A 23,915-nucleotide genomic window follows, 5' to 3' on the forward strand; every position below is an offset into this window, starting at 1 on the left:
TAGTTGCAAAAGATTATTCCACAGTTCCAGATTCCATACGAATTCTTGTGTAAGTTTCTTCTTCTTCCACTTCTGTGACGAGTCCAGATGTTGTGATACATGCACCTGTCTCAGTGTCGTCAATGTGTTCTCGATAACGCGCTTGCATCAAAACGGAAACTGATTTGTCATCACCTCTTACAGAGATGCGCCTATTATCTCTACTTTTTATAGATAATCTTCCTGTAACTGTGGCTTGAGAACCAATATCTCCTTCATCAATATCAATATTAGATCTACAACCCAGTAATACATATGCACCAAGGCCGCCAACACCTAATGTACCTGTTGCAGCAAGGATTCCCCTTCTTGATACCATACTACACTGCAATACATTCAGTATAGAAAGAACTATTGGAAAGTCATACAATGGAGATATTCTATGATCATAATGCTTCAGTACCAGAGTCTACGATCTCAATATTGTTATTTGTCACCTCAGTATTAACACGGAGATGTGTTCTACGTAGAAATTGATCTCCTTCGTAGCCAACTCTTTGTGTAACCTCCTCTACAGAGTAGGTGATTGGCTCCACGTTTTGAGCAACGTTCTGGCCGCAAGCTGGTTGACTACTGATCAGGTCATGAGGTTCGATATGGGGGAATTGGTATAGAATTATCTCCCCCATGCCACCTCCTTCAATCTCTTTGATTAGTGTTTCTCGTGCATAGTCCTCTGCGTCAGAAATATTGTTCACATTGGGAGGTTCCTTGATAGGAGGTTTGTACTCAGATCCTGCTAATTCATAGAGTCGCTTGTGTCTCGCCGTAGCAACAGGATATTCATTCCCATCGTTATCAATGATGTCAGTTAGATCATCAAGTACTCCTCTACTCGTACTCCCACGGACTTCTACAGAGTTAATTGGTTGAATTTCGTATAGAGAGTTGTTCTTAATCACTGTTGGGCCAGATTCATTGCCAGTATGTTTAGGGTGGAATTCTCTGTTTCTATCTTCATCGTAGACAAGTGAGATATCACTGGGGTTTGTCCCTGAGTTCGTGAAATAAATCTCGCCATTTAGTCTTGATGTAATGAAATCCATAGCATCTTGGAGAGTATCTCTATTACTCTTAAATTGCTTCTTGCCAGATCCAGTGAAAAAGTCACCAAGTGCTTGTGCAGTCAGATCAATGCCTAAAGAGATGTTTAGCCCACCACCTGAGCCACCTCTTACATCACTTTCAAAAACTCGTTCATCAATATGTGCTACGTCAACGACATTGAAAACATCCTGATGATTATTGAACTTCTTGATAACATCATTGAGTATATCACCAATAGTAGCACCTCTGGAATAACTCTCAGTAAAAGGAGTGTTGTTCAAGAGCATCCCTGGATCACCAACACGAAGTCTCCTTTCTAATGTCTCTTTCGAGCCAGCACCATAGGCCATAGAGAAGCCACGGTGATACGTGACGTATTCTCCTGTAGTGGGATCTAAGAGTTTCACATCAACAGGTTCCCAGACATTTGTATCTCCATTGTTAGGAGCATAGGCATCGATCTTCTTAGCGATGTTCTCTCCCTGCCACTCTACGGGAAAATATACGTCGCTAATCTTGTTGATATCCATGGGACCATCAACTCTGGCCTGTGTCTCAACACCCTTGTTGATGACAGGGATCTCTACGTCATCGACATAGACCCTTGCAGGTGGATCACGGCCAGTATAGAAATCTTGTGACATATATTAATCCTCTTGGGATTGTTCGATTTCTTCGTTTCCAGCCATGTCTTTGTGGATTATTTCTCCATCGTCGGTATGATCTTCTTCATCAGTATGTTTAGAACACATTTTCTCAATATATTGGTTATAGCAGACTATTTTGTTTCCAAGTGAAGGAAACCGTGCCACTATGATGGTAGCTTTAAGAAAAATAAAAATAGATGTGACTGATCCGATATTCTGAATGTAGAGGTTAGATACTAACGTCTTTCTCCCCCATATTCATTGCAACAACCATTTTCTTGGTTCCAAGAAAGTCTGCAATTTCCTGTTGACTCATACCGTTGCCATAGTGTAGCTGTCGCAGAAGTTTCTCACTCTGCCATGGCTTTTCCTGCTCGAGTAGTTCTTCATCAAAGTCCAGGTCTTGTTCAAGTTCTTCAGTTTCGTTACCAGTCTGATAATTGATGGCTTCATCAGAACTTGTGCTGTTATCGATCTTCCTAATTCTACGAGTCATGACTCATTGGTATAATTATTAATCCAGATTATTAAAATCTTCGGTTTGTTGATCATATAATATTGCTGTCCGCACATGGCTGCATAATTATAATGCATGAGAGTTATGAGATGGACGGATTTGGGACAAATACGTTCAGGAGTATTTCAAAATAATATTCAGAGCAAATTAGGTTCCCTTTCAACTTTCCCCAGAAATATATTCTATGGGGAGAGGCATCATGATCTGCTCTACCCCGCCACATATCTGGTCTATTGTCAATCTAATTTTGACGGGGAGGGTGATAGAAAGATACACCTGTCTACCAAAGATATATGTATGCCTGTCCTGTACACCTACATTAGATTTAATACTATAATTCTCTTAGTCAATAATGTAATGTCGGCAGAGAAGTACACCTACGATGGCGCAGATAATGAGAGTACAGAAGAAGAACCATGCAGTCAAGGAGAGTTGCTTGACTTTCTCATTGCAGAAGCGATAGCAGAGTACCAGGACCCAAGCCTAACTCTCAAAGTCAACCACATTACGACAGAGGATATTCGTAAGATCGAGCAGCTTGGTTGGACAGCAGAGATGTACAATGAGGATGGTAGGACAATGCTCACTGTCCATCAGCAATGATATAGAGACGGTTAAGCTACATTCTCTGGCCAAAAACCTACACCTCAAGCCAGCAATCTACACTTCCAGATCACTCTACTCGAGAGATACACCAGAGACTTGGTTCTCATTTTGATTCTAAGATGCCTCATTCATTCCACAACCAATTCTTTTCTATTCCAAGTAGTTTCCATTATCTTGGGGTAAGAAAGTGGTTATAGACTATTCTATGGCTTTTAGAAGTAATGATGGTCCTTAATAACTCATAATTATGTAACATTCCCAATAAGGAAAGAATACAAGATAGGATAATGGTGTGCTGTTAGTGGTATGTCTTGAGGCAGATGTATGTATTCAGCAAATGTATATGATTCGGCTGTTCACTTAGGTTCCGTTCTTCACAATTACTGAAGGTTTTCCTACGGAAAACCGTTCGTTACACTCACTCCTTCAGTAATTGTTCATCACTCACCTTACGTTCACAGCCTCATAGTCACAACTTTGGCTGTAGTGATTGGTTGTGTTATTTTTGTTCCCTTTGTCATGAGATAGTTTGACATGGGGGTGGCTTAATGATGGACGATCTCTGTTAGGTATCCCCATGGTTGTGACGGTCTATGAGTCTGATTGTCGTAACTGATAGACTCCTATCGTGATTCTTCTTCGCCTTCGTCTACATTAAATATAGACGCTACATCTTGTTTCTCGAGAAAGAGCGACGGATCGTCGTGAGAGAAACTGACCCAGCCGTTCTCGGGAGCCGCCAGTACGTGGATTAGCAGTTGCTCCTCGACGAGCGCCGTCTCGAAGACGGACCGCGCGTCGGAGATGTCGTAGGAGAGCGGGACGAAAATCGCCGTCTCACCCTCCTCGTCACGTTCGACCGCGAGCGCGACCCGTCGGTCGCTCCCCTCGTCGGCCAGCGGGCGGTAGTAGACGTCGGCCGCGGAGATCGTTACGTCGCCCTCTTCGATGAGTCCCGCAACGGCGTCGTACTCCTCTGCGGAGACCGACACGTCGAGGCCGATCCTGTCGTCCGACTCGACCGGCGAGACGCCGTCTGGTTCGAGAACGACGGCGTCCCAGTCGTCCTCGCGATACTCCTCGGCGATGGCGCGTGCGTCCTCGAGGAGGTCGTCCCACGGCGGATCGGCCGCGTCCGAGCCGTCGGCGTCGGCCGACTCGTCCGTCGGCTCCGAACGATCGCTCGTCATCGACCGCCCTCCGGGCGCGTTTGCGTCGTCATACTCGAGTCGGACACCCCGGAGCCGAAAAAGCGTTACCTCACCGCGGTCACCGACGGCCGCGCGTCGCCGACCAGCGCGTCCTCGAGCGCCGCCTGAACGGCCTCCGGTTCGGACGGCCCGCCCGCGTCCGCGACGGTGCCGACCGATCGCGGCTCGAACGCCACCTCGAGCGCGTCGTAGACCGGTTCGAGGACGCCCGCGAGCGCCTCGCGGTTGGCGACGAGGACGACGCCGGCGACGAGCGCCGCGTTCTGGCAGATCCGCTGGGCGATACCGACTATCTTCCGCCGCTGTCCGTCCCGCTGCCCGCCGTCGGCTCCGTCTGTGACCGACAGCGAGTGCGTCCCCGGGCAGAACGAGTCGTCGGGCTCGCCGCAAACCGGGTCGAGTCCGAGCGTTCGAAGCGCACGCTCGATGTCTGCCGTCGTGCGCTCGTAACGCTCCGTCGTGCCAGTCCGACCGTCGGCAACCGGCTCGGCGCGGGCGAAGGCCAGCGTCGTCTCGCCGTCGTAGGCCACCGCGCGGCCGCCCACGTCGCGCTCGAGCGGCGGATAGCCGCGCTCACGCGCGGCCTCGCGGGCGTGATCGTACCCCTCGAGGCGGGCGTCCCGTCGGCCGAAGGCGACCTGTTGGTGGGGAATCCAGACGCGAACGGCGCGCTCGCCGTCGGCGACCGCCGAAAGGAGCCGGTCGCTCGCCTCGCGATCGGCCTCGATCGACGCCGCCCGCCCGCGGAACACGCGCATAGCCCACCGTCGGACTCGACGCACCTAAACGCTCCCGCCGCGCAGGTATCGGTAATCGATGGCCGTCACGTTCCCCGAGGCCGTGCTGGCGCAGTACGAGCGGTTCTCGCTATACAACTCGCCGTACCCCGCTCACGACGGCGGCTGCGCGATCGACCTCTACCCCGGGACGCTGGTCGACGACCGAACGACGGCCGCGCCGAGTCCGGTCGCCGGCATCGTCCGTGAGACCCGCACCGTCAGCGCGCCGCCGAAACCCTACGCACCCGAGCACGACCATCTCATTCTGATCGACTGCGACGGCCCCGCGCCGCTCGAGGGGCTGACCACCCGAATCCTCCACGTCGATCCCGCCGTCGAGGCCGGCGATCGGGTCGAACCGGGCGACTCGCTGGGTCGGCTCGTCCGGGTGGGCTTTTTCGCGCCGTGGGTCGACAACCACCTCCACGTCGGCTTCCGCCGGCCCGACCAGAACCCGTATCGGGCATCGGGATCGCTCCCGATCGAACTCGGAGTCCGGGTCCGGCCGCTCGAGTGGGACGGCACCGGTCGTGTCGTCTCGACCGGCGACACCTACGCGGTGCTGGACGCGCCCGCACATCCCGCTCCCGGCACGGAATTCGTCGGCGTTCGGGCCGACGGCGGTGGCGTCGTAGACGGCGGATTGCCCCACTACGACGGCGGCGGGTTGCTCGAGCGCGGCGGGGGAGGTGGATCGCTCGAGGCCGACGCCGAATCCGTCGTCTCGCTGAACGGCGATCGGCTCGGCGTCGCCGACGGCCGGACGATCGCGTGGGACGACGTGACCGTGACTGCCAACGGCGAGCCGATCACCGGGCTCTCGCTGTTCTGTGCGCGCGACGGCGACTTCGGCGCGAAGCTGATCTGTCCCGATCGTTCGTTCGAGCAGGGAGCGCACGTTCGGGTGCGCGTTCGCTCGAGCGTCGACCATCGCTAGTCGGTCTGTTCTCGGTGACCGGCTTTCACCCGCTAATAGGCCTCGTCCTCGTGGACGCGCTCCCAGTACTCCTCGAAGACGAGCGCCGCGGCTCGCGCTCGTCGCCGTCGTCGTATTTCCGGCTGCCGGGATATCTCGCGGAGCGAATTTCGCGGGTGTCCCCCATCCGAAGGTACTTGCGAGCCATGTCCGTGCCCGGGAACTCATCGGACTCACCACCAAAACGGTCGTTCGCGGCGCGGCCGCCGTCGAACGCGCAGATCATACTCTTCGAACGGTCCGGAGAGGGATGAACGCTCGAGAACGGGAACGGCCGGAAACGTAGCCGTAAAGAACGTCGGTGGGCGACGAGAGTGTATGACCGACGAGATGCAGGCGTTCTTCGAGGAGTTCGACGACCTCGAGAGCGCGCTGCAGCACCTTATCGACGAGAATCAGGAGTTTCTGTCGTGGCTCGGGACCACGGTCGAGAACGTCGACCGCGGGACGATGACGCTCGCGATTCCGTACGACGAGAAACTGACGAACACGCGCCCGGACACGGTCGATCGACGCGCGGACCTCCACGGCGGCGTCGCCGCGACGCTCATCGACACCGTCGGCGGGTTCGCGCTCCAGACGGCCCTCGAGGACGCGGACCCCTTCGCCGTCAGCATGGCGACGATCAATCTGAATATTAATTACCTCCGGCCGGCAACCGGCGACCTCGAGGCGACGGCGAACGTGATCCGCCTCGGACAGAGCGTCGGCGTCAGTGAGATCACCGTCGAGAGCACGACTCCCGACGGGGAGACGAAAGCCGTGGCGACCGGCCAGGGGGCCTACCGCGTCTTCCGGCCCGAGTAGGGCCGGCGGTCGCAGTCATCGCCCGGCGTGGGGACCAGTCCGCGTTAGGAATCGGAAGTCAGTGTCCGGAGGCGAAGCACGAAGACGGCCGTCGCGAGCGCGAACGGGATGGCGTATAGAATCGAGTCGATCGAGGTGAGGACGTACCAGAACGCGTACGCACTGGCCATGATACCGACGACGTACACCGACCGCAACCGGCTTTCGTTCATTCGCTGCCCCCGTTCCGTTCCGAGCCGGACCACAGACCGACGGCCGACACCGCGAGACGCGCTCGAGTTCCTTCCATATCCGGTCGTCGGAAAGACGGCAGTAAAAGCTGTTCACTGACGGTCGTGCGGCGTCGCGCCCTCGATCGCTCGAGCGTTCGGTCTCGCGATTGCTCACCTGTGACCTACGTATCGGCGGACAGCATGCGGAGCCGAACGACGAGATAGACCGCCACGACGGCGAATGCCCCGGCGTACAGCACCGTCCCGTTCGTCGCGGCGTACCCAAACGCGACGACGTTGAGCGCGATCCCGAGCAGGTACAGCGGTCGCAGCCGTCGTCGATTCATTCGTGATCACCACGCGGGGGCTCGAGACGCGAGCCTGCGAATCCGTGGTCGATCACGCGAACTCGAGGTCCGCGCTCAGTTCGACCTCGCCGAACAGCCACGCGGCGTGTTCGAGGGCGTACTCGTGGTGGTCGTCTGCTATCGCGCCGATGCAGTCCTCGACCAGAATCGGGCGGAAATCCCGCAGCCCCGCGCTGCCGCCGGTATGGAGGACGCAGACGTTTGCGAGGGTGCCACAGAGCACGAGATCGTCGATCCCGCGGGCGTTCAGCCATCCCTCGAGTTCGGTGTCGTAGAACGCGTCGTAGGTGTGTTTCTCGACGACGAGATCCGCGTCTTCGGCGGGAAGTCCGTCGACGATTTCGGCCTCCCACGACCCCTCGAGGACGTGTTCGCCCCACTGCTCGAACTCGTCGTAGTAGTGGGTGTCGTCGAACTGCTCGGGCGGGTGGACGTCGCGGGTGAAGATCACCCGCGCCCCGGCCTCGCGGGCCCGCTCGATGAGGTCGGCGATCGGTTCGATGACGGCCTCACTGCCCGACGCGTACAGCGACCCGTCCGGATGGCAGAAGCCGTTTTGCATATCGACGACCACCACCGCCGTGCGATCTGGCTCGAGGCGCATGTCTAAATGGGTGTACGAACGGCATCGTAAAAACGTTCGCGGGCGCGAGAACGGTGGCCGGGAACGGCCGCGGTCGCGTCACTCGAGAGCGCACCGCGCGAACCGATTATATCCCACACCGGTAACAGTAGATATAAGTTACAATAGATTAGAAATCCGATCGGAAGTCGCTCTCCGAGAACAGGGGGCTCATCGAAATGCCCCGGGTGCTGGAACCACCCGAGACGTGGCTTCCAACCCGAGAGGGTTCGAAAGCCATGTTTGCGTTGATTCTACCGGGATATAAACGTCCCGCACGACACCGGAATCGCCCGACACGACCAGCGTCGACGCCGTCGAGGTACCGCCGAACGAGGCGCGGTCGTGATGGATAGCGACGCCGACGGGGCCGACGACGACGGCGACGGCGTATCGCCGCTGCCCGACTGCCCGCGCTGTGGCGACCCGGTCGGGTTCGTCACCGCCAGCGGCCCGCTGACGGGGACCGCGAGTCCCTGTGGCTGTTCGGTACCGCCCGAACTGGTCCAGCGCGACCGCTGAGTCCGGGGTTCGCCCGCGAGCCCCGGCGGTCAGCCGGCCGGTCGACGGGACCGATCGGAACCACCACGCCGACACACCGCCCCGTCGGACGGTCGGCTCGCAAGCGGGGCTCGCGCGTTCTACCACGTCCATCGCAAGCACAGCGACCATTCGAATGACTGCCGAATAGGGAAACGGACGCAGCGACTACGGACGGAGCGTCCACTGAGGATTGAATCGGCAGGGTATCAGTGTGCGTATCGTTCGCAAGACGGTGACGATGTGGTCGAACCCGACGCTATCATGCAGTACACTCCGATCGAAGAGTACGGCGCAATCGGCGACGGAAATACGGTCGCCCTCGTCGGCCGTGACGGCTCGATTGACTGGTGTCCGCTGCCCCACGTCGAGTCGCCGAGCGTCTTCGCCGCCGTACTCGACGCCGACCGGGGCGGTCGTTTCGCCGTCCGACCGGCGCAGTCGTTCGAGTCCGTCCAGCGCTACCGCGACCGAACGAACGTCCTCGAGACGACGTTCCAGACGGCCGCCGGTGCGATGACGATGTCGGACTTCATACCCATCGCGGAGGCCATCGACGCCGACGACCGGCCGCCCGCCGTCTACCGGAAGCTCGACTGCGAGGACGGCCCGCTCGAGGTCGAGATCGAGTTCGATCCCCGGTTCGACTACGCGCAGGACGTGCCCGAGATCGAAGCGACCGCCGACGGCGTCGTCGCGGCCGGCGACGACGAACGGGCCGTCCTCTCAAGCGGCCTCGGCCTCGAACCCGCACGCGACGGCCGCGGGGCGAGCGCGACGGCGACGCTCGAGGGCGGCGAGACACACTGGCTGGTGCTCGGCTACGGCGAGGGGATCGCCCTCGAGCCGGCGCGCCACCGAGAGACGCTCGCCGAGACGGTCGAGTACTGGCGCGACTGGACCCACGACTGCGACGAGGAGACGTGTCCAGTTGGCGGCCGGTGGCACGACCTCGCGATCCGCTCGTCGCTGGTCCTCAAACTCCTCAGCCACCGAGAGACCGGTGCGGTGTGTGCGGCCCCGACGACGTCGCTTCCCGAGGACTGCGGCGGCGTCCGCAACTGGGACTATCGCTACAACTGGATCCGCGACGCGGCCTTCACCGTCCGCGCGCTGTCCGAACTGGGCCACCTCGCAGAGGCTCGCTCGTACTTCGAACTCTGTCTCGACCACTGCAGCCGGCACGATCCGGCGGCGGTCCCGCCGGTCTACGGCCTCCACGGCGGGGGCGACCTCGAGGAACGGGTCCTCGACCACCTCGAGGGGTATCGCGGCTCCGCCCCCGTTCGCGTCGGCAACGCGGCGCGAAACCAGCACCAGCTCGACGTCTACGGCGAACTGGTCCTCGCGCTCTACGAGAGCGTCCGCTACGGCGAACCGATGCGACTCGACGACTGGACGGTGGTGTGCGATCTCGTCGACTACGTCGTTGAGGGCTGGGACGAGCCAGACGCCGGCATCTGGGAGCTGCGGACTGACCACGAGCACTTCGTCTACTCGAAGGTCATGTGCTGGACGGCGCTCGATCGAGGAATCAAGCTCGCCGAGGCGGCCGACGGCGTCGACGCGCCACTCGAGCGCTGGCGGACGGCTCGCGATGACATCCGGGCGGCGATCCTCGAGCGCGGGGTCAGCGAGTCCGCGAACAGCTTCGTGCGCTCGTTCGGCGATGCGGACACGCTCGACGCGGCGACCCTGCTCGTGCCGGTCGTCGGCTTCCTCCCACCGGACGACGACCGCGTGCAGGGGACGATCGACGCAACACTCGACCGGCTGGCGACCGACGACGGGCTCGTTCGGCGCTACGAGGGCGACGACGGCCTCCCGGGCGTCGACAATCCGTTCCTCGTCACCTCGTTCTGGCTCGTTACCGCGCTGGCACTCGCCGGCCGGACCGACGAGGCCCGCGACCGCTTCGAGTCCATCCTCGAGTACGTCGGCCCGCTTGGCCTGCTCGGAGAGGTGGTCGACCCCGAGAGCGGCGAGCAACGCGGCAACTACCCGCAGGCGTACAGCCACATCGGCCTGCTCAACAGCGCGCTCTATCTCGCCGATGCGGCCGGCTCGAGCGACGCGTCACTGGCACCGCTCGGCACCGACGGCGCGGATGGAATCGACTCGAGCGCGGAGATCGTCCGCCAGTCGAACGACAACGAGTGAGAGACAATCAATGAGCGACACAGCCCACGACTCGACCGACGAACCGACTGCGGTAACGACCGACGCGCGAGAGCGCCGCCCGCGGCCCGCCGGCGACGGGGCCGGGGCGGGCGGCACGACCGGCAGCGGCGGCAACGGCGGCGATGGTGGCGGTAGCGATGGGAACGGCGGTGACGACGGCAACGATGACGGCGGCGACTCGATGCGGCCGGGCGACATGATGCTCGCCCATCCGACCAAGGAAATCTGGCCCCAGTACGCGGTCATTTCGCTCGGTATCTGGCTCGTCGCGACCGCGCCGGCGCTTGGCTACGAGAGCGCGCTGGTGTTCTGGAACAGCGTCGGCAGCGGGCTCGTCCTGATCGCGCTGGCCGGGCTCACGATCTACCGCGAGAGCGGGTACGCCAACTACGCCAACGGTTTCGTCGGCCTCTGGCTGGTGTTCGCGCCGATCGCGTTCTGGGCACCGACGGCCACGGCCTACGCGAACAGCGGGCTCGTCGGCGTCATGGTGATCACGTTCTCGGTCTTGATCGTGATGCGTTCGGAGATGGAGGGGCCGACCGTGCCCTCAGGCTGGACGTACAACCCCTCCACGCGCGCACAACGCGCGCCGCTGATCGCGCTTGGGATCTTCGGCTTTTTCGCCTCGTGGTATATGGCCGCCTTCCAACTCGGCTACATCGGGAGCGTCTGGGACCCAATCTACGGGTCCGGTACCGAACAGATCCTCACCTCGAGGGTGTCGAAGGCGTTCCCGGTCTCCGACGCGGGTCTCGGTGCGGTCGCCTACTCCGTCGAGGCCCTGATGGGCTTCATGGGCGACCGGCGGCGCTGGCGCACGATGCCGTGGATGGTCGCCTTCTTCGGCGTCGTCGTGATCCCCCTGGGCTTCATGCAGGTGTTGCTGGTCATCATGCAACCGATCATGGTCGGGACGTGGTGTACCCTCTGTCTCCTGTCGGCCTTTGGCATGCTCTGGATGATCTCGCTGACCGTCGACGAGGTCGTCGCGATGGGGCAGTTCGTCGTCCGGCTGATGCGCCAGGGTGACAGCCTCTGGACCGCCTTCTGGATGGGCGGGAAGCTTCCAGAAGACGAGGCCGGCGTCGACGAGCACGCGATGCGGGACATCGGTGATTCTCCGGCGAGCGAGCCATTCTGGGGCATCTCGACCCCGTGGACGCTGGTGGGCGCGATGGCACTGGGCGCATGGCTCATGCTCTCGCCGACGGTCTTCGGGACGACCGGCTTCATGGCCGACAGCAGCCACCTCGTCGGCTCGCTGGTCGTCTCCTTCACCGTGATCGCGACCGCCGAGCCAGCGCGTGCGATCCGGTTCCTGAACGTCCCGCTGGCCGCCTGGGTCGCCGTCGCCCCGTGGCTGTTCGATGGCGTTCCGACGTTCGCGGCGATCAACGCCGTCATCGCCGGTGCGCTCATCGTGGTGCTCAGCGTCCCGCGCGGTTCGTTCGCGGACCACTACGGCGGCTGGGAGGAGTACGCCACCCTCCAGACGTTCGACCGGTTCAACCCTCTCAAGAGCTAACGATGGAAAGAACACGCGATTCGGAAGTCGTCGTCATCACGGGTGCATCGGCCGGCGTCGGGCGAGCCACCGCTCGCGCGTTCGCCGAACGCGGCGCGAAGGTCGGCCTCCTCGCGCGCGGCGAGGACGGCCTCGAGGGCGCACGCGAAGATGTCGAGAGCGCGGGCGGCGAGGCGGTCGTCGTCCCGACGGACGTGGCCGACCCCGACGAGGTCGAGGCCGCGGCCGAGACCGTCGAAGAAGCGTTCGGCCCGATCGACGTCTGGGTCAACGACGCGATGGTGTCGGTGTTCTCGCCGGCCGCGGAGATGACCGCCGACGACTATCGGCGCGTCACCGAGGTCACGTATCTGGGCTACGTCTACGGTACGCAGGCCGCCCTCGAGCGGATGCGCCCCCGCGACGAGGGGACGATCGTCCAGGTCGGCTCGGCGCTGGCGTACCGAGGGATCCCGCTGCAGTCGGCCTACTGCGGCGCGAAACACGCCATTCAGGGCTTCACCGAGTCCGTGCGGACCGAGCTCATCCACGACGACTGCGACGTCCAGCTCTCGATGGTGCAGATGCCCGCGATGAACACGCCGCAGTTCGAGTGGTCGAAGAGCCGAATGCCGCGCAAGCCCCAGCCGGTGCCGCCGATCTACCAGCCCGAGGTTGCCGCTCGAGCGATCACCTGGGCCGTCGACCGCGACAAGGACGAACTGTGGGTCGGCCGATCGACGGTGAAGGCGATTCTGGGCGACCGCCTGATTCCGCGGCGGCTGGACAACATGCTCGCAAGCGGCGGCTACGACTCGCAGTTGACCGACGAGCCGACTGATCCGGACCGCGAGAATAACCTCCACGAGCCGTTGTCGGGCGATTACGGTGCACACGGCCCGTTCAACGAGCGGGCGCGCGACCGTAGCTACCAGCTTCAGGCGTCGATGCACCGACGCGCGCTCGCGCTGGTCGCCGGCCTCGCGGCCGCGATCGCGAGCATCGTGCTCGGTCGGTACGTGACGGACGACGACTGAGCCGCCCCCTTCGCGCGCTACGCATCCGCCGTCGTCGCGGCGACGACTGGGACCTCTCGAGCGGTGCAACCACCGTGCTTTTTACACTCCTATTCCAACGGATAGCTATCCGATTCAGATGGAATCGACGTCTCTCCGTTCGTCCGTCGCCCTCTTCTCGGTGTTGCTCGTCGCGGTGCTGGTGACCGGCGCGGTCGCCGGTCCGGTGCGTGCCGAACCGACGCTGGGAGCTTCGAGTGCGCCGGCGACCGCGTCGTCCGATTCGACACTCGCCCCGGCCGCCGGTTCGATCGCGACGACGAACGCGGCGACCGTCCAAGAACAAACCGATCGGCCCGAGAATCCGACGACCAGCGGAACCGTCGGCTACGTCTCGGGCTACTGGTACGACGATCCGCTACCGGTCGACAACCAGTCGAACGCGGTCGTCGACGATGGCGAACTCGCGCCCGTCGTCTACCGGTCGATGGCCCGCGTCGAACTGATCCGCAACATGACCTTCGAGAAGAAGGTCTCCGTCGACGTCGTCTCCCGTGCGGCGTATCGACGAAATAACGACGGCCGCTTTGCAAACCTCACCGCGGCCGAACGCTTAGAGCAAAACGTCGCCTACGAGGCGCTGTTCATGGTCGGCCGGGAAACCGCCGCGTCGAACGCGACGGAGTCGCTGTACGGCGGGGCCGTCAGCGGCTACTACGACCCTAAGACCGACGAGATCGTCATCGTCTCTGAGAACCCCGAGACGCCCGAACTGGACGAGGTCACGCTCGCCCACGAGCTCGTCCACGCTCTGCAGGACCAACACTACAACCTCTCGGCGCTCGAGGGGACGACCCAGGACCGCGAACTTGCGAAGAACGGTCTAGTCGAGGGCGACGCCAAGCGGGTCGAACTCGAGTACGAGAGCTACTGTAGCCACATATGGAACTGCCTCGAGCCGAGCAGCGCGAATCGCGGTCTGCCGCCGGAGATCAACTGGGGTATCTACTTCACCATCTATCAGCCCTACAGCGACGGCCCCGACTACGTGAACCACCTCCGCTATCAGGGGCCGGGCTGGTCGGCCGTCAACGCGGCCTACGACGACCCGCCGACGACCACGTCGGCGGTGATCCACCCCGGCTCTGAGCGCGAGCCGGCGAACGTCTCGGTGCCGGATCGCTCGAGCGGCGACTGGCGACAGCTCACCGTCGACGGCGAGCCCGCGAGCGACACCGTGGGCGAGGCCGGCATGGTCGCGATGTTCACCGCGGACGCGTTCGGCTCGAGCCGGGATGCGGTGATCAACGACAGCGAGTTCCTCGCGGATAACCGGGGCTATCAGTACAACCACGCGGTCACGAACGGCTGGGCCGGCGACAAACTCGTCGTCTACACGAACGATGACGCCGTCAACGCCAGCACGCCGGCCGCGGCCGGTGAGGCCGGCTACGTCTGGCGCACGCAGTGGCAGTCGAAAACGGACGCCGAGCAGTTCGTTGACGGCTACCTCCACCTACTCGAGAGCCACAACGCCGAACCCGTCGACGGGCAACGGAACACCTTCAGAATCAGCGACGGCGGCTACGCCGGCGCGTACGCGATCGAACAAAACGGAACGACAGCGACGATCGTCCGCGCGCCGTCAGTCGGAGAACTGTCGAACGTCGAGGCCGGCACTGCACCCGACGGCGAGGATACGATCGAACTCGACGGAAGCGACGGCTCAGACGGGATCCCCGAGTTCGGCCCGCTCGTCGCGGTCGGCGTGATCGCGATCGCACTGCTTGGCACGGCAACGCGGATCGCCCTCGATATGAGCCGGGCCTGATCGGTCTCGTTTCAGACGGATCGAACGCGGAGCCGAAACCGACCGCCGGGTCCAGCGACCGAGATACCTTTCACGCTCTCGCCGAACAGTAGGGCAATGACGCGGGCCAGGCTGTTTGCGGTCGTCGCGCTGGTCGTCCTCTCGGGGTGTACGCTCCCCGGCGACACGACCGGATTCGACACCAACCGCGAACTCGGTCACGTCGGCGACTACGCCCACGACGACACCTTCGCGTTCGACGCGAGCGACGGCCTCACCCGCGACCAACTCGAGGCCGTGAAGTACCGTACGATGGCTCGAATCGAGGTCGTCCGGGGGCTGAAGTTCAGCCGCGACGTCGACCTCGAGGTGGTGAGCCGCGACGAGTATCGCGCCCAGCGAGCGGCCCGGAACGGAAACGCCTCCGCGTTCCGAAACGAGCTCTGGCGGGGCACGTTCGTCGTCGACGGCGAGACGGACGTGAGTCGGGCGTTCGACGATCTCTACGGCGACTCCATCCAGGGCTACTACATCGACGACCGGATCGTCATTATCACGAACAACACTGATGAGATCCGGATCGACCGCTGGACGCTGGTCCACGAACTGACCCACGCCCTGCAGGACCAGCGGTTTGGCATCGCTCGGCAAAGCAAGACGATCGACGGCCTGCGGGCCGAGAACGGCCTGCTCGAGGGAGAAGCAAATCTCGTCCCGGAGCGCTACGACCGCCGCTGTGGCGACGAGTGGCGGTGCCTGCCGGATCACCAGACCGGAACGGCCTCGGGCGAGGCGCTCGCCGACCGCCCGTTCAACGTCGGCCTCTTCCTCTCGGTCTACGCCCCGTACGCCGAAGGACCGCCGTTCGTCGCCGATCTCTACGAACGGGACGGCTGGGCGGCCGTCGGTCGCGCCCACGACGCGCCGCCGGAGAGCACCGCCCAGCTGATCCACCCCGACCGCTACCCCGAAAGCGAGCCGGTCGACGTGACGATCCGGGATCGCTCGAGCGACGCCTGGCGGCCGATCGGGGGCGGCTCGAACGGCGATGGCAGTGGCCACGGTGCCGGCGAGCCCCAGACGGAGACGATCGGCGAGGCGACCATGTTCGCGACGCTGTGGGCAAACGGCGTGATCGACCGGCCGCTCACCGCCGGTGGCACCGACCTCGGGCCGTACAACTACTCCCACCCCGCGACGGCGGGGTGGGCCGGCGATAGCTTCCAGGTCTACCGGAGTACGGCGAACGCGAACCGAACGGGCCACGTCTGGCGACTCGCCTGGGAGAAGCCGGCCGACGCACGGGAGTTCGCCGCCGCCTACCGTGACCTCCTCGAGAACCGCGGTGCCGAACCGATCGACGCCGCTGGAACCGCGGAGACCGACGTCTACCGGATTCCGGACGGCGAGCCCTTTACCGGCGCGTACCGCGTCTCGGTCGGCGGCCAGACGGTCGAGATCGTCGGCGCGCCGAGCGTCGACGCCCTTGCAGCAATTCACGCCGCGGGCGGCGAGCCGGCCGCGACCGCCACGCGGGCGCTCGAGCCGGCGTCCACGTCGAGAGCGCAGACTACGGCGTCCGCGACACCGGCAACCGCGGGCTGACCTACGGGTGCGCCGGAAATCCGGCGCGCGGCGGCAGACGAGTAGCTTTTTTGCCTCCCGCGGGCAACCGGCGATATGTCAAATCCGTTCGGAACCGTTCCTCCTGAGGCGATTCTCGCGGGGGACGCGACTGACGCCTACTTCGAGCGTACACGGGCCACGCTCGAGCACGCTGAGAAGAACCCCCACGTCATCGCCGAAGTGACCGCCGACCAGTTCCCGACTGGAGAGTTCGACGTCTTCACCGGCGTGAAAGACATCGCGACGCTGTTCGAGGGCCGGCCCGTCGACGTCGACGCGCTCCCCGACGGGACGCTGTTCGACGGCGGGCCTGTCTGCCGAATCGAAGGGCCCTACCTCGCGTTCGCCGAACTCGAGACCTCGCTGCTCGGCTTCCTCTCGCAGCCAAGCGGCTTCGCGACGGCCGCGCTCGAGGCCAGACTGGCGGCTCCCGACTCGCTCGTCCTCTCCTTTGGCGCGCGCCACGTCCACCCGTCGATCGCGTCGACGGTCGAGCGAGCCGCGCTGCTCGCCGGGCTGGACGGCTTCTCGCACGTCGCGGCGGGCGAGATCCTCGACCGAGAAGCGAGCGGGACGATGCCCCACGCGCTCATGTTCTGTTTCGGCGAGGGCAACCAGGCCGCGGCCTGGGAGGCGTTCGACGAGGCCGTCGGCGAGGACGTCCCCCGTATCGCACTGGTCGACACCTTCTGGGACGAAAAGAGCGAGAGCCTGCTGGCCGCCGAGACGCTCGGCGACGAGTTGGACGGCGTCCGCATCGATACCACGAGTTCGCGCCGCGGCGATTTCGAGCACATCATCCGCGAAGTCCGCTGGGAACTCGACGCCCGCGGCCACGAGGACGTCGACATCTTCTGTAGCGGCGGTCTCACGCCCGAGACCATCCGCCCGCTGCGCGAGGTCGCCGACGGCTTCGGCGTCGGCAGCCACATCACCGGCGCAAACTCAGTGGACTTCAGCCTCGACATCGTGGAACTCAGCGAGGGATCTTCCGATCCCTCGAACAGTCGGACGCCGTCCGACGATGAGAGGGAGCCGATCTCCAAGCGAGGGAAACTCTCCGGCGTCAAACAGGTCTACCGGACCCCCGATGGCGGTCATCACGTCGCGCTCGCCGACCGCGAGGGGCCCGAGGGCGGCGAAGCGCTGCTCGAGCCGTTGCTCCGCGACGGCGAGATCGTCCGGGAGTTCGACCTCGAGGAAGCGACCGAACGCTGCCTCGCGGACGCCGAGGCGGTCGGATTCGGTGAGTCACCATAAGACGTCGGTAACGGCCGATCGCCACTGTCTCGAGTGGTCCGTGAACCGACCATTCAGTCTAGTTTACTTTTACTCGTCCTGGACGATAGTCGGTCGATGGCACTCGGCTCCGCCGCCCCTTTCTCCGAAATCGCGACCAACTGTCGGTCCGTCTCGTCATCATCTTCGCGATCAGCCGGTTCTGTACGCTGATCCTGCTCCCGTGGTCCTCGGCTCTCTCGATCCCGCTGGTGCTCATCGTCAACCTGCTCGCGCGCTGGTTTACCGTCCAGTACGTGTTCACGGCGCTCGACGACCTGCTCGAGGCGAAGCTCGCGGCGCTGAATCGGTCGGGGCGATCGGACGATTGAGCTAGTCACGTCGGCGGTCCGATGACAGGGTGCTCTCGAATCCCGGAAAATTGTCAGCAAAAGCGGTGTTGTCGCCGTTAAACCTGTTCGACGCTGCCGTCCGCCTCGCGCTCGCGGAAGACCTGCCCCTCGAACAGCGTGACGATCACGTCGTCGTCCTGCCAGGCCCCCGGCGCGAGTTTGGCCTTGCGGCAGGTGCGATCGAGGTACTCGCGAGCGCTCCAGCCGTTTTCGACGGGGACGGTCGGATAGAGCCAGCCGCCGTCACCGCCGTCGATTGCGACGCCGTGCGTGCCGACCTCGAGGTCGGCCAGCGGATCGTCGGTCAACAGTACGTTCCTCACGGTACAGACCGAGACGGTGAGATTCGGCAGCTCCGACGGGCTCACTTCAGAGCCACAGGAGTCCTCGCTGGCGGCTTCGATTGCCGCGTCAACGATGACGTGGCCGAGCTGGTCTCCCGAGCGGTAGCCGCCCGCACAGCCCCGCAGGCTCCCCCGGCCGCGGGTCGACTCGAGGCGGACGAACGCGCCGGTCCGCTCGTAGAAGGCTTCGCGCATGCTGCCCGGTTGTTCTCGTTGGCCGTGTTGTACGTAGGATTCGACGGATTCACGCGCGAGTTCGACCGCGCGTGCACCGTCCTCGTAGGAAAGGTCGACGCCCTGTCCCTGGGACATACAGAGACACAAAGAAGTAGTCGTCCTAAAACGCTTCCCTTCGTTTCGAGGCGCGTTTCGGACGCCGACCGGGGGACTTATTCACCCGACCCGTCTAGAAGAACTGGGAGAGAGAGCCCGGCTGCCGCGATGATCGTACCGGCAACGGCGCGATCACCTCTCGAAACGTTGGCCAACCCACCGGGTTGCCCAACGCCCGCGAGGAAAGTCCCCCCACCCGTTCGGGCGGGTGACCGGACGCAAGTCCGGAGCGGGAGACCGCTGGCGCTGGAACAGAAACGACACGTCTCGGCCCGACCGATGATGCGCGCGAACCCGACCGAGAGGAAGGGGAGTTGACCCGCAGAGGGAATGCGTGGCCGCCTCGCGGCCACGATTCGTGAGGCGGTGGAAACCGCCGAAGGCGAGACGGCGCAAGCCGTCGAGCAGCGTGTGAGCGACCGATCATGGTTCGAACCCATGGATCGCGCTCGGCGTGATCGCCCACACCAAGACGGCCGAGGATCGATGGAACGGCGAATCCTCACCGGTGCAAGTCCGCGCCGTGGTAGCCCGAACGCCCTGCGGCACTGCCGCGGACGGTGCGGACGCTCAGCCGAATGCCGGGCCGAACAGAAGGGGGCTTACTCCTCTCACCCGTTTCACGCTCGAGAGCGACGGGGCCGCTCGAGTGCGCCTCGCCGTCAGTAAAGCGGCCGTCTCGATTCTACCAGCACAGGCTCAGCAGCTTCGTCCATATCGAAGCCTGGTGTTGGCCACCGTCGGCCGTCTCGTTCGGGTCTTCCTGCACATCGTCGGCGGCATCTCGAGCGTCGGTCTTCGGCGGTTCTTCGACGTCCGACCCATCGTCATGCGTCTCGTCGTCCGCAGCATCGCCCGTGTTCGGCTGTGGCTGGTCGTCGGCGCTATCGTCGCCGTCACCGCCGTCGTCCGATGACACGCGGATCGCGGTCAACCCGCCGTCGTCGATGTAGACCGTTCGATCGGCGACGACGCAGCGTTCGCCGACGTATGCACTGCCCGTTCGCTGCCGAACCCACCGCTCGCTGCCGTCGTCGATATCGAACGCGACGAGCGAGTTCTCGTATTGACCGCCCTGAAGCCCGATACTGACGAAGACCGTATCGCAGGCGATCACCGGATCACCGATGGCATGAGAGTACTTCCCGACGGACCACCGCTCCTCGCCGCTCTCGAGATCGATCGCGACGAGTTCATAGCGCGTGACGAACACTAGCGTCTCGTCACGGACGGCGATCCGACGGATGCCACCGTACCAGATCCCCACTCGCTCACAGGTCTCCGAATCGTAGGCGGCGACGACTTCAGACTGCGTCCTGACGAACACCCTCCCGCCGGCCACGACGAGGTCGTACAAGTAGTAGTAGTTCGTTTTGATCGTCAGGTCCAGATCGCCCGTCAGCGGATCGAGCCCGACGATCGTCCCCTTCTCGGCGATGGCGTAGATACGGTCGTCATCGGCCACCACGTTGCGCTCGAGCGATCTGCTGACCGTTTCCGGCTCCTCCCACGGATCGCCGATCGACAGCTCGACGCCGCTGCGCGTCCATTCGACCGCGCCCGTCTTGCAGTCGATCGCGGTCAGGCACTCCTCCGTGAAGACGTAGACCGTTCCGAAGGCGACCGTGGGCGACGCGACGGTATCGTCGGCGGCGTCCGCGACTGTGGTTTCCCATTGAACGGCCCCGGTCGCGGCGTCGAGGGCGACGACGGTATTGTCACAGCGGGCGTAGACAGTTCCGTACGCGACCGTCGGCTGGCCATGGGCACCGATTCCCTTGCACTGCCACTCGAGGGAGCCGTCGGCGGTGTCGAGCGCACGTACTGCGCCCTCGACAGACAGGTAAGCCGTCCCGTCGGCGACAACCGGCAGCGCCTCGGCGTCGGTCGTCCAGTCGGTCTCGAGGGCGTCGAACTCGAAGGCCTCTCCGAACCCGTCACTGAAGCCGACCGCCCCCGTCCGTCCGGGGCCACACCGTGCGGTCGACCAATCGGTCGCCGCTTCGGGCGGGCGAGGAGCGACGTCGGTAGATCCGTCTTCGTCCCCGGACGTCGCGCTCACGCCGTTGGCTCCCGCGAGTACCCCACCGGCCACAGCGGCCGTCGTGCATCCTTTCAAGAACTTCCGTCTCGTATTCTGACGCATAGGTGGCCCGAGATATGTAACCCCCATTACTATATAACGAATAACGCGGTTTTCGATGTCGAACCGGGCTCTCGCAATCGTTCTATTTTTGCAACAGCTATGGATTTCAGTTTACGTTCGAAGAATGGTCATTTCCGTGCGAGTTCGGCACAATCATTGCTACGCGAACTCGAGTGGCCCACATCACCTCGTTCAGTGCGCGCTCGGGCCGCGAACGGCTCCTCGACTCGCTGTGTCCGACGGGCTCCGATATAGCCACCTCACGTTCTCGGAGTTGCCGTCGCTAAAAACGTCCTGACGATGTTTCACACGAACAAAATGAGCGGGAGACACGGCAGGACCGAACGCCGAAGCAAGCGCTGCGTAGCGTAAACCGCTCGCGAAGGGTGAACGTCCTGGCGGAGATTCGAACACGGAAGACGATCGCTTCGCTGGCCGCTGTGACTTCCCTGCTCACATCGCCGGGTCCGGTTGCCAAACACGGCCGACTCGCTACGCTCGTCGACGTTGTGTTCGGAAAAACGTCCTGACGGAGATTTGAACTCCGGTCCCTGGCTCCGCAAGCCAAGAGGATAGTCCACTACCCTATCAGGACTCATCTCTTCGTAACCGCGTGGACATTAAAGCCCTTTCGAAAGAAATCGGTCGCCGGCCGGCGATTCGTGTCGCCCGTCAACACGGTTCGATCCAGATGCTGGTTGACCCCGTTGACCTCGCGCGTATCGCTTCCGTCCGATCGGAAGGGGTTGACGAGTCGCGGCTCGACGGCCCTCTCCCCCCACACGACAGTTTATATACGATCGAGCGGCCAGACGGCGGCATGATTCCCCGCTCGAGTGCCGCCATCGAACGGCCCGGACGCGCCGAACTCACGACGCCGATATCGACCGATATGGTGCCTATTACGGCGCAATCCGCCGAACGCGATCTGCCGTCGGGACGCCGAATGGACAACGCTTATGCGCGACCTGCCCATGCCTGAGCATAGAATGAGCGACATCGAGGGCGTATACGAGGATCTCGAGGCCGACGTCTCCCTCGAGGAATTTCGCGAGGCTGTCGAGGCGAAGGTCGAGCAGATGGGAGGGCTCGCGGACGAGGAGACGGCGGCGATGCTCGTCGCTCACGAGGTGGGCGAGAGCGAGGTCGGCGGAATCGCCGACATCGAACCGGGCATGGAAGAGGCGAAGTTCGTCGCTAAGGTGCTCTCGATCGGCGAGAAACGGACCTTCGAGCGCGACGGCGACGACGAGGACGGGCAGGTCGTCAACGTCGAAGTGGCGGACGAGACGGGGTCCGTCCGGGCGGCCTTCTGGGACGACCACGCCGAAGCCGCTATCGAGGAACTCGAGGAGGGGCAGGTGCTGCGGATCAAGGGCCGACCCAAAGAGGGCTTTTCCGGCGTCGAGGTCAGCGTCGACGACGTCGAGCCCGATGCCGATACCGAGGTCGACGTACAGGTTTCCGATACGTACGCCGTCGAGGACCTCTCGCTTGGCCTCTCGAATGTCAACCTCGTCGGCCTCGTTCTGGACACCGACAGCGTTCGGACGTTCGACCGCGACGACGGTTCCGAAGGACAGGTCTCGAACCTCGTACTCGGCGATCCGACCGGCCGCATCCGCGTGACGCTCTGGGACGAACGGGCGGCCCTCGCGACGGAGTTCGAAGCCGGCGCGACCGTCGAAGTGATCGACGGCTACGTCAAGGAACGCGACGGCAGTCTCGAGCTCCACGTCGGCAACCGCGGCGCGGTCGAGGAAGTCGATGATGAGGTCGAGTACGTCCCCGAGAGCACGCCCATCGAGGACGTGGAGATCGATCAGATGGTCGATCTGGCGGGGGTCGTCCGCTCGGCCGACCCCAAACGGACGTTCGACCGCGACGACGGCTCCGAAGGACAGGTCCGCAACATCCGCGTCCAGGACGCGACCGACGACATCCGTGTGGCGCTATGGGGCGAGAAGGCCGACATCGACATCGGTCCGGGCGACGAGGTCGCGCTGGGCGACGTCGAGATCCAGGACGGCTGGCAAGACGACCTCGAGGCGTCGGCGGGCTGGCAGTCGACGATCACGGTACTGGAGTCCGACTCGGCCGACGCGAGTGCTGCTGGCGGCGAGGACGGCTCGAGCGACGCAAACGCCGGCCTGTCTGCCTTCGCCGGCGAGGACGGAGACGGTTCGAACGGCGAGACGGCCGACACAGGACAGGACGCAAGCAGCGGTAGCGAGGCGGCCGCCAGCGCCGACGCCGATTCGGACGAGCCGTCGGACGGCGAGGAACTCGAGTTCACCGGCGTCGTCGTCCAAGCCGGCGATCCGATCGTCTTAGACGACGGCGAGACGACCATGAGCGTCGCGACCAACGTCGATGTCGGCCTCGGCGAAGAGATAACGGCCCGAGGGGTCGTCCGTGACGGCCGACTCGAGGCAAACGACGTGTTCTGACGCCGCGAGCAACCTCATCGTCCGCCTAGGAAAAGCGTTAAGGGAGTTAGCTTCGCCTATCATGATATGAACGTCGAACTCCCGTTCGCCCCGGTGGACACGATAATCCGGCGGAACGCGGGCGATCTTCGGGTGAGTGCCGACGCGTCGAAGGAACTCGCAACGCGGATTCAAGAACACGGGAGCGAGCTCGCGATCGACGCCGCCGACGAGGCGACGACGGACGGTCGCAAGACACTGATGGCACAGGACTTCGGCGTCGAACGGGTCGTCGACAAAGACGACCTCGAGTTGCCGGTCGCGCCGGTCGATCGCATCGCCAGACTGGAGATCGACGATCGCTATCGCGTCTCGATGGACGCGCGCGTCGCACTGGCCGACATTCTCGAGGACTACGCCGACAACGTCGCTCGGGCGGCGGCGACCCTCGCACACCACGCCGACCGGCGCACCATCACCGACGACGACATCGAGACGTACTTCTCGTTGTTCGAGTGAGC

Annotated in this window: 22 protein-coding genes, 1 tRNA gene, 1 other RNA gene and 2 pseudogenes; 13 read left to right on the forward strand and 13 right to left on the reverse strand. The window is 63.0% G+C overall.

The window, feature by feature from the left end; translation table 11 throughout:
• Positions 1–13: 13 nt before the first annotated feature.
• From ACJ70B_RS06205 to ACJ70B_RS06215, 3 genes are all read right to left on the reverse strand, one after another.
• Positions 14–358, reverse strand: coding sequence for a hypothetical protein (locus ACJ70B_RS06205; RefSeq protein WP_408959547.1), 345 nt, complete (start codon positions 356–358; stop codon positions 14–16).
• Positions 359–425: 67 nt separating this feature from the next.
• The gene (locus ACJ70B_RS06210; RefSeq protein WP_408959548.1) at positions 426–1,730 is read right to left on the reverse strand and encodes a hypothetical protein; all 1,305 of its coding nucleotides are present in this window, start codon (positions 1,728–1,730) and stop codon (positions 426–428) included.
• A gap of 232 nt (positions 1,731–1,962) precedes the next feature.
• The gene (locus ACJ70B_RS06215; RefSeq protein ID WP_408959549.1) at positions 1,963–2,229 is read right to left on the reverse strand and encodes a hypothetical protein; all 267 of its coding nucleotides are present in this window, start codon (positions 2,227–2,229) and stop codon (positions 1,963–1,965) included.
• Between the two features lie 378 nt (positions 2,230–2,607).
• Between ACJ70B_RS06215 and ACJ70B_RS06220 the strand changes: the two genes are divergently transcribed.
• Complete coding sequence (locus ACJ70B_RS06220; protein WP_408959550.1) at positions 2,608–2,853, forward strand: hypothetical protein; 246 nt, start codon at positions 2,608–2,610, stop codon at positions 2,851–2,853.
• Positions 2,854–3,479: 626 nt separating this feature from the next.
• Here ACJ70B_RS06220 and ACJ70B_RS06225 read toward each other — a convergent pair.
• Together ACJ70B_RS06225 and ACJ70B_RS06230 are read right to left on the reverse strand one after the other, a co-directional pair.
• On the reverse strand, positions 3,480–4,046 hold the full coding sequence (locus ACJ70B_RS06225) for a hypothetical protein (RefSeq protein WP_408959551.1): 567 nt from the start codon (positions 4,044–4,046) through the stop codon (positions 3,480–3,482).
• A gap of 65 nt (positions 4,047–4,111) precedes the next feature.
• On the reverse strand, positions 4,112–4,825 hold the full coding sequence (locus ACJ70B_RS06230; protein WP_408959552.1) for a biotin/lipoate A/B protein ligase family protein: 714 nt from the start codon (positions 4,823–4,825) through the stop codon (positions 4,112–4,114).
• A gap of 58 nt (positions 4,826–4,883) precedes the next feature.
• Between ACJ70B_RS06230 and ACJ70B_RS06235 the strand changes: the two genes are divergently transcribed.
• Positions 4,884–5,783, forward strand: a complete 900-nt coding sequence (locus ACJ70B_RS06235) for a hypothetical protein (RefSeq protein ID WP_408959553.1) — start codon at positions 4,884–4,886, stop codon at positions 5,781–5,783.
• Positions 5,784–5,815: 32 nt separating this feature from the next.
• On the opposite strand, the pseudogene ACJ70B_RS06240 reads toward ACJ70B_RS06235, so the two are convergent.
• A pseudogene (locus ACJ70B_RS06240) lies at positions 5,816–5,997 on the reverse strand (DUF4385 family protein); the annotation flags it as partial.
• 143 nt (positions 5,998–6,140) lie between these two features.
• On the opposite strand from ACJ70B_RS06240, the gene ACJ70B_RS06245 reads away from it, so the two are divergent.
• On the forward strand, positions 6,141–6,629 hold the full coding sequence (locus ACJ70B_RS06245) for a PaaI family thioesterase (RefSeq protein WP_408959554.1): 489 nt from the start codon (positions 6,141–6,143) through the stop codon (positions 6,627–6,629).
• Between the two features lie 44 nt (positions 6,630–6,673).
• On the opposite strand, the gene ACJ70B_RS06250 is transcribed toward ACJ70B_RS06245, so the two are convergent.
• The 3 genes from ACJ70B_RS06250 to ACJ70B_RS06260 all read right to left on the reverse strand — a co-directional run bounded on the left by ACJ70B_RS06250 (position 6,674) and on the right by ACJ70B_RS06260 (position 7,813).
• A complete protein-coding gene (locus ACJ70B_RS06250; RefSeq protein WP_408959555.1) occupies positions 6,674–6,841 on the reverse strand; it encodes a hypothetical protein in 168 nt (55 codons plus the stop codon).
• Between the two features lie 182 nt (positions 6,842–7,023).
• Complete coding sequence (locus ACJ70B_RS06255; RefSeq protein WP_408959556.1) at positions 7,024–7,188, reverse strand: hypothetical protein; 165 nt, start codon at positions 7,186–7,188, stop codon at positions 7,024–7,026.
• Positions 7,189–7,240: 52 nt separating this feature from the next.
• Positions 7,241–7,813 (reverse strand): cysteine hydrolase family protein, encoded by a 573-nt coding sequence (locus tag ACJ70B_RS06260; protein WP_408959557.1) that lies wholly within the window; start codon positions 7,811–7,813, stop codon positions 7,241–7,243.
• 366 nt (positions 7,814–8,179) lie between these two features.
• On the opposite strand from ACJ70B_RS06260, the gene ACJ70B_RS06265 reads away from it, so the two are divergent.
• The 7 genes from ACJ70B_RS06265 (at position 8,180) to ACJ70B_RS06295 (ending at position 17,771) form a co-directional block, all read left to right on the forward strand.
• Complete coding sequence (locus tag ACJ70B_RS06265; RefSeq protein ID WP_408959558.1) at positions 8,180–8,353, forward strand: hypothetical protein; 174 nt, start codon at positions 8,180–8,182, stop codon at positions 8,351–8,353.
• A 282-nt stretch (positions 8,354–8,635) separates the two neighbouring features.
• Positions 8,636–10,531 carry a glycoside hydrolase family 15 protein gene (locus tag ACJ70B_RS06270; RefSeq protein ID WP_408959559.1) on the forward strand — a complete coding sequence of 632 codons (1,896 nt, stop codon included), beginning with the start codon at positions 8,636–8,638 and terminating at the stop codon, positions 10,529–10,531.
• A 10-nt stretch (positions 10,532–10,541) separates the two neighbouring features.
• Positions 10,542–12,080, forward strand: a complete 1,539-nt coding sequence (locus ACJ70B_RS06275; RefSeq protein WP_408959560.1) for a vitamin K epoxide reductase family protein — start codon at positions 10,542–10,544, stop codon at positions 12,078–12,080.
• A gap of 2 nt (positions 12,081–12,082) precedes the next feature.
• Positions 12,083–13,096 (forward strand): SDR family oxidoreductase, encoded by a 1,014-nt coding sequence (locus ACJ70B_RS06280; protein ID WP_408959561.1) that lies wholly within the window; start codon positions 12,083–12,085, stop codon positions 13,094–13,096.
• A gap of 118 nt (positions 13,097–13,214) precedes the next feature.
• On the forward strand, positions 13,215–14,906 hold the full coding sequence (locus ACJ70B_RS06285) for an Hvo_1808 family surface protein (protein ID WP_408959562.1): 1,692 nt from the start codon (positions 13,215–13,217) through the stop codon (positions 14,904–14,906).
• A 96-nt stretch (positions 14,907–15,002) separates the two neighbouring features.
• On the forward strand, positions 15,003–16,490 hold the full coding sequence (locus tag ACJ70B_RS06290; protein WP_408959563.1) for an Hvo_1808 family surface protein: 1,488 nt from the start codon (positions 15,003–15,005) through the stop codon (positions 16,488–16,490).
• 75 nt (positions 16,491–16,565) lie between these two features.
• A complete protein-coding gene (locus ACJ70B_RS06295; protein WP_408959564.1) occupies positions 16,566–17,771 on the forward strand; it encodes a nicotinate phosphoribosyltransferase in 1,206 nt (401 codons plus the stop codon).
• 427 nt (positions 17,772–18,198) lie between these two features.
• On the opposite strand, the gene ACJ70B_RS06300 is transcribed toward ACJ70B_RS06295, so the two are convergent.
• Positions 18,199–18,798 (reverse strand): TIGR00296 family protein, encoded by a 600-nt coding sequence (locus tag ACJ70B_RS06300; protein WP_408959565.1) that lies wholly within the window; start codon positions 18,796–18,798, stop codon positions 18,199–18,201.
• A gap of 105 nt (positions 18,799–18,903) precedes the next feature.
• On the opposite strand from ACJ70B_RS06300, the gene rnpB reads away from it, so the two are divergent.
• Positions 18,904–19,436, forward strand: an RNA gene (gene rnpB, locus ACJ70B_RS06305) — RNase P RNA component.
• Between the two features lie 68 nt (positions 19,437–19,504).
• Here the strand turns inward: rnpB and ACJ70B_RS06310 are convergent.
• The 3 genes and pseudogenes from ACJ70B_RS06310 to ACJ70B_RS06320 form a co-directional block, all read right to left on the reverse strand.
• Positions 19,505–20,881 (reverse strand): PQQ-binding-like beta-propeller repeat protein, encoded by a 1,377-nt coding sequence (locus tag ACJ70B_RS06310; protein WP_408960081.1) that lies wholly within the window; start codon positions 20,879–20,881, stop codon positions 19,505–19,507.
• A 3-nt stretch (positions 20,882–20,884) separates the two neighbouring features.
• Positions 20,885–20,992 (reverse strand): annotated as a pseudogene (locus ACJ70B_RS06315) (twin-arginine translocation signal domain-containing protein); the annotation flags it as partial.
• A 495-nt stretch (positions 20,993–21,487) separates the two neighbouring features.
• A tRNA-Arg gene (locus ACJ70B_RS06320) sits at positions 21,488–21,560 on the reverse strand.
• A 394-nt stretch (positions 21,561–21,954) separates the two neighbouring features.
• Here ACJ70B_RS06320 and ACJ70B_RS06325 point away from each other — a divergent pair.
• Both ACJ70B_RS06325 and ACJ70B_RS06330 read left to right on the forward strand, forming a co-directional pair.
• Positions 21,955–23,415, forward strand: coding sequence for a single-stranded DNA binding protein (locus ACJ70B_RS06325; protein WP_408959566.1), 1,461 nt, complete (start codon positions 21,955–21,957; stop codon positions 23,413–23,415).
• A 66-nt stretch (positions 23,416–23,481) separates the two neighbouring features.
• A complete protein-coding gene (locus tag ACJ70B_RS06330; protein WP_408959567.1) occupies positions 23,482–23,913 on the forward strand; it encodes a histone family protein in 432 nt (143 codons plus the stop codon).
• Positions 23,914–23,915: the final 2 nt, after the last annotated feature.

It is taken from the genome of Natrinema sp. 74 (assembly GCF_046097095.1).
Classification (GTDB): domain Archaea; phylum Halobacteriota; class Halobacteria; order Halobacteriales; family Natrialbaceae; genus Natrinema.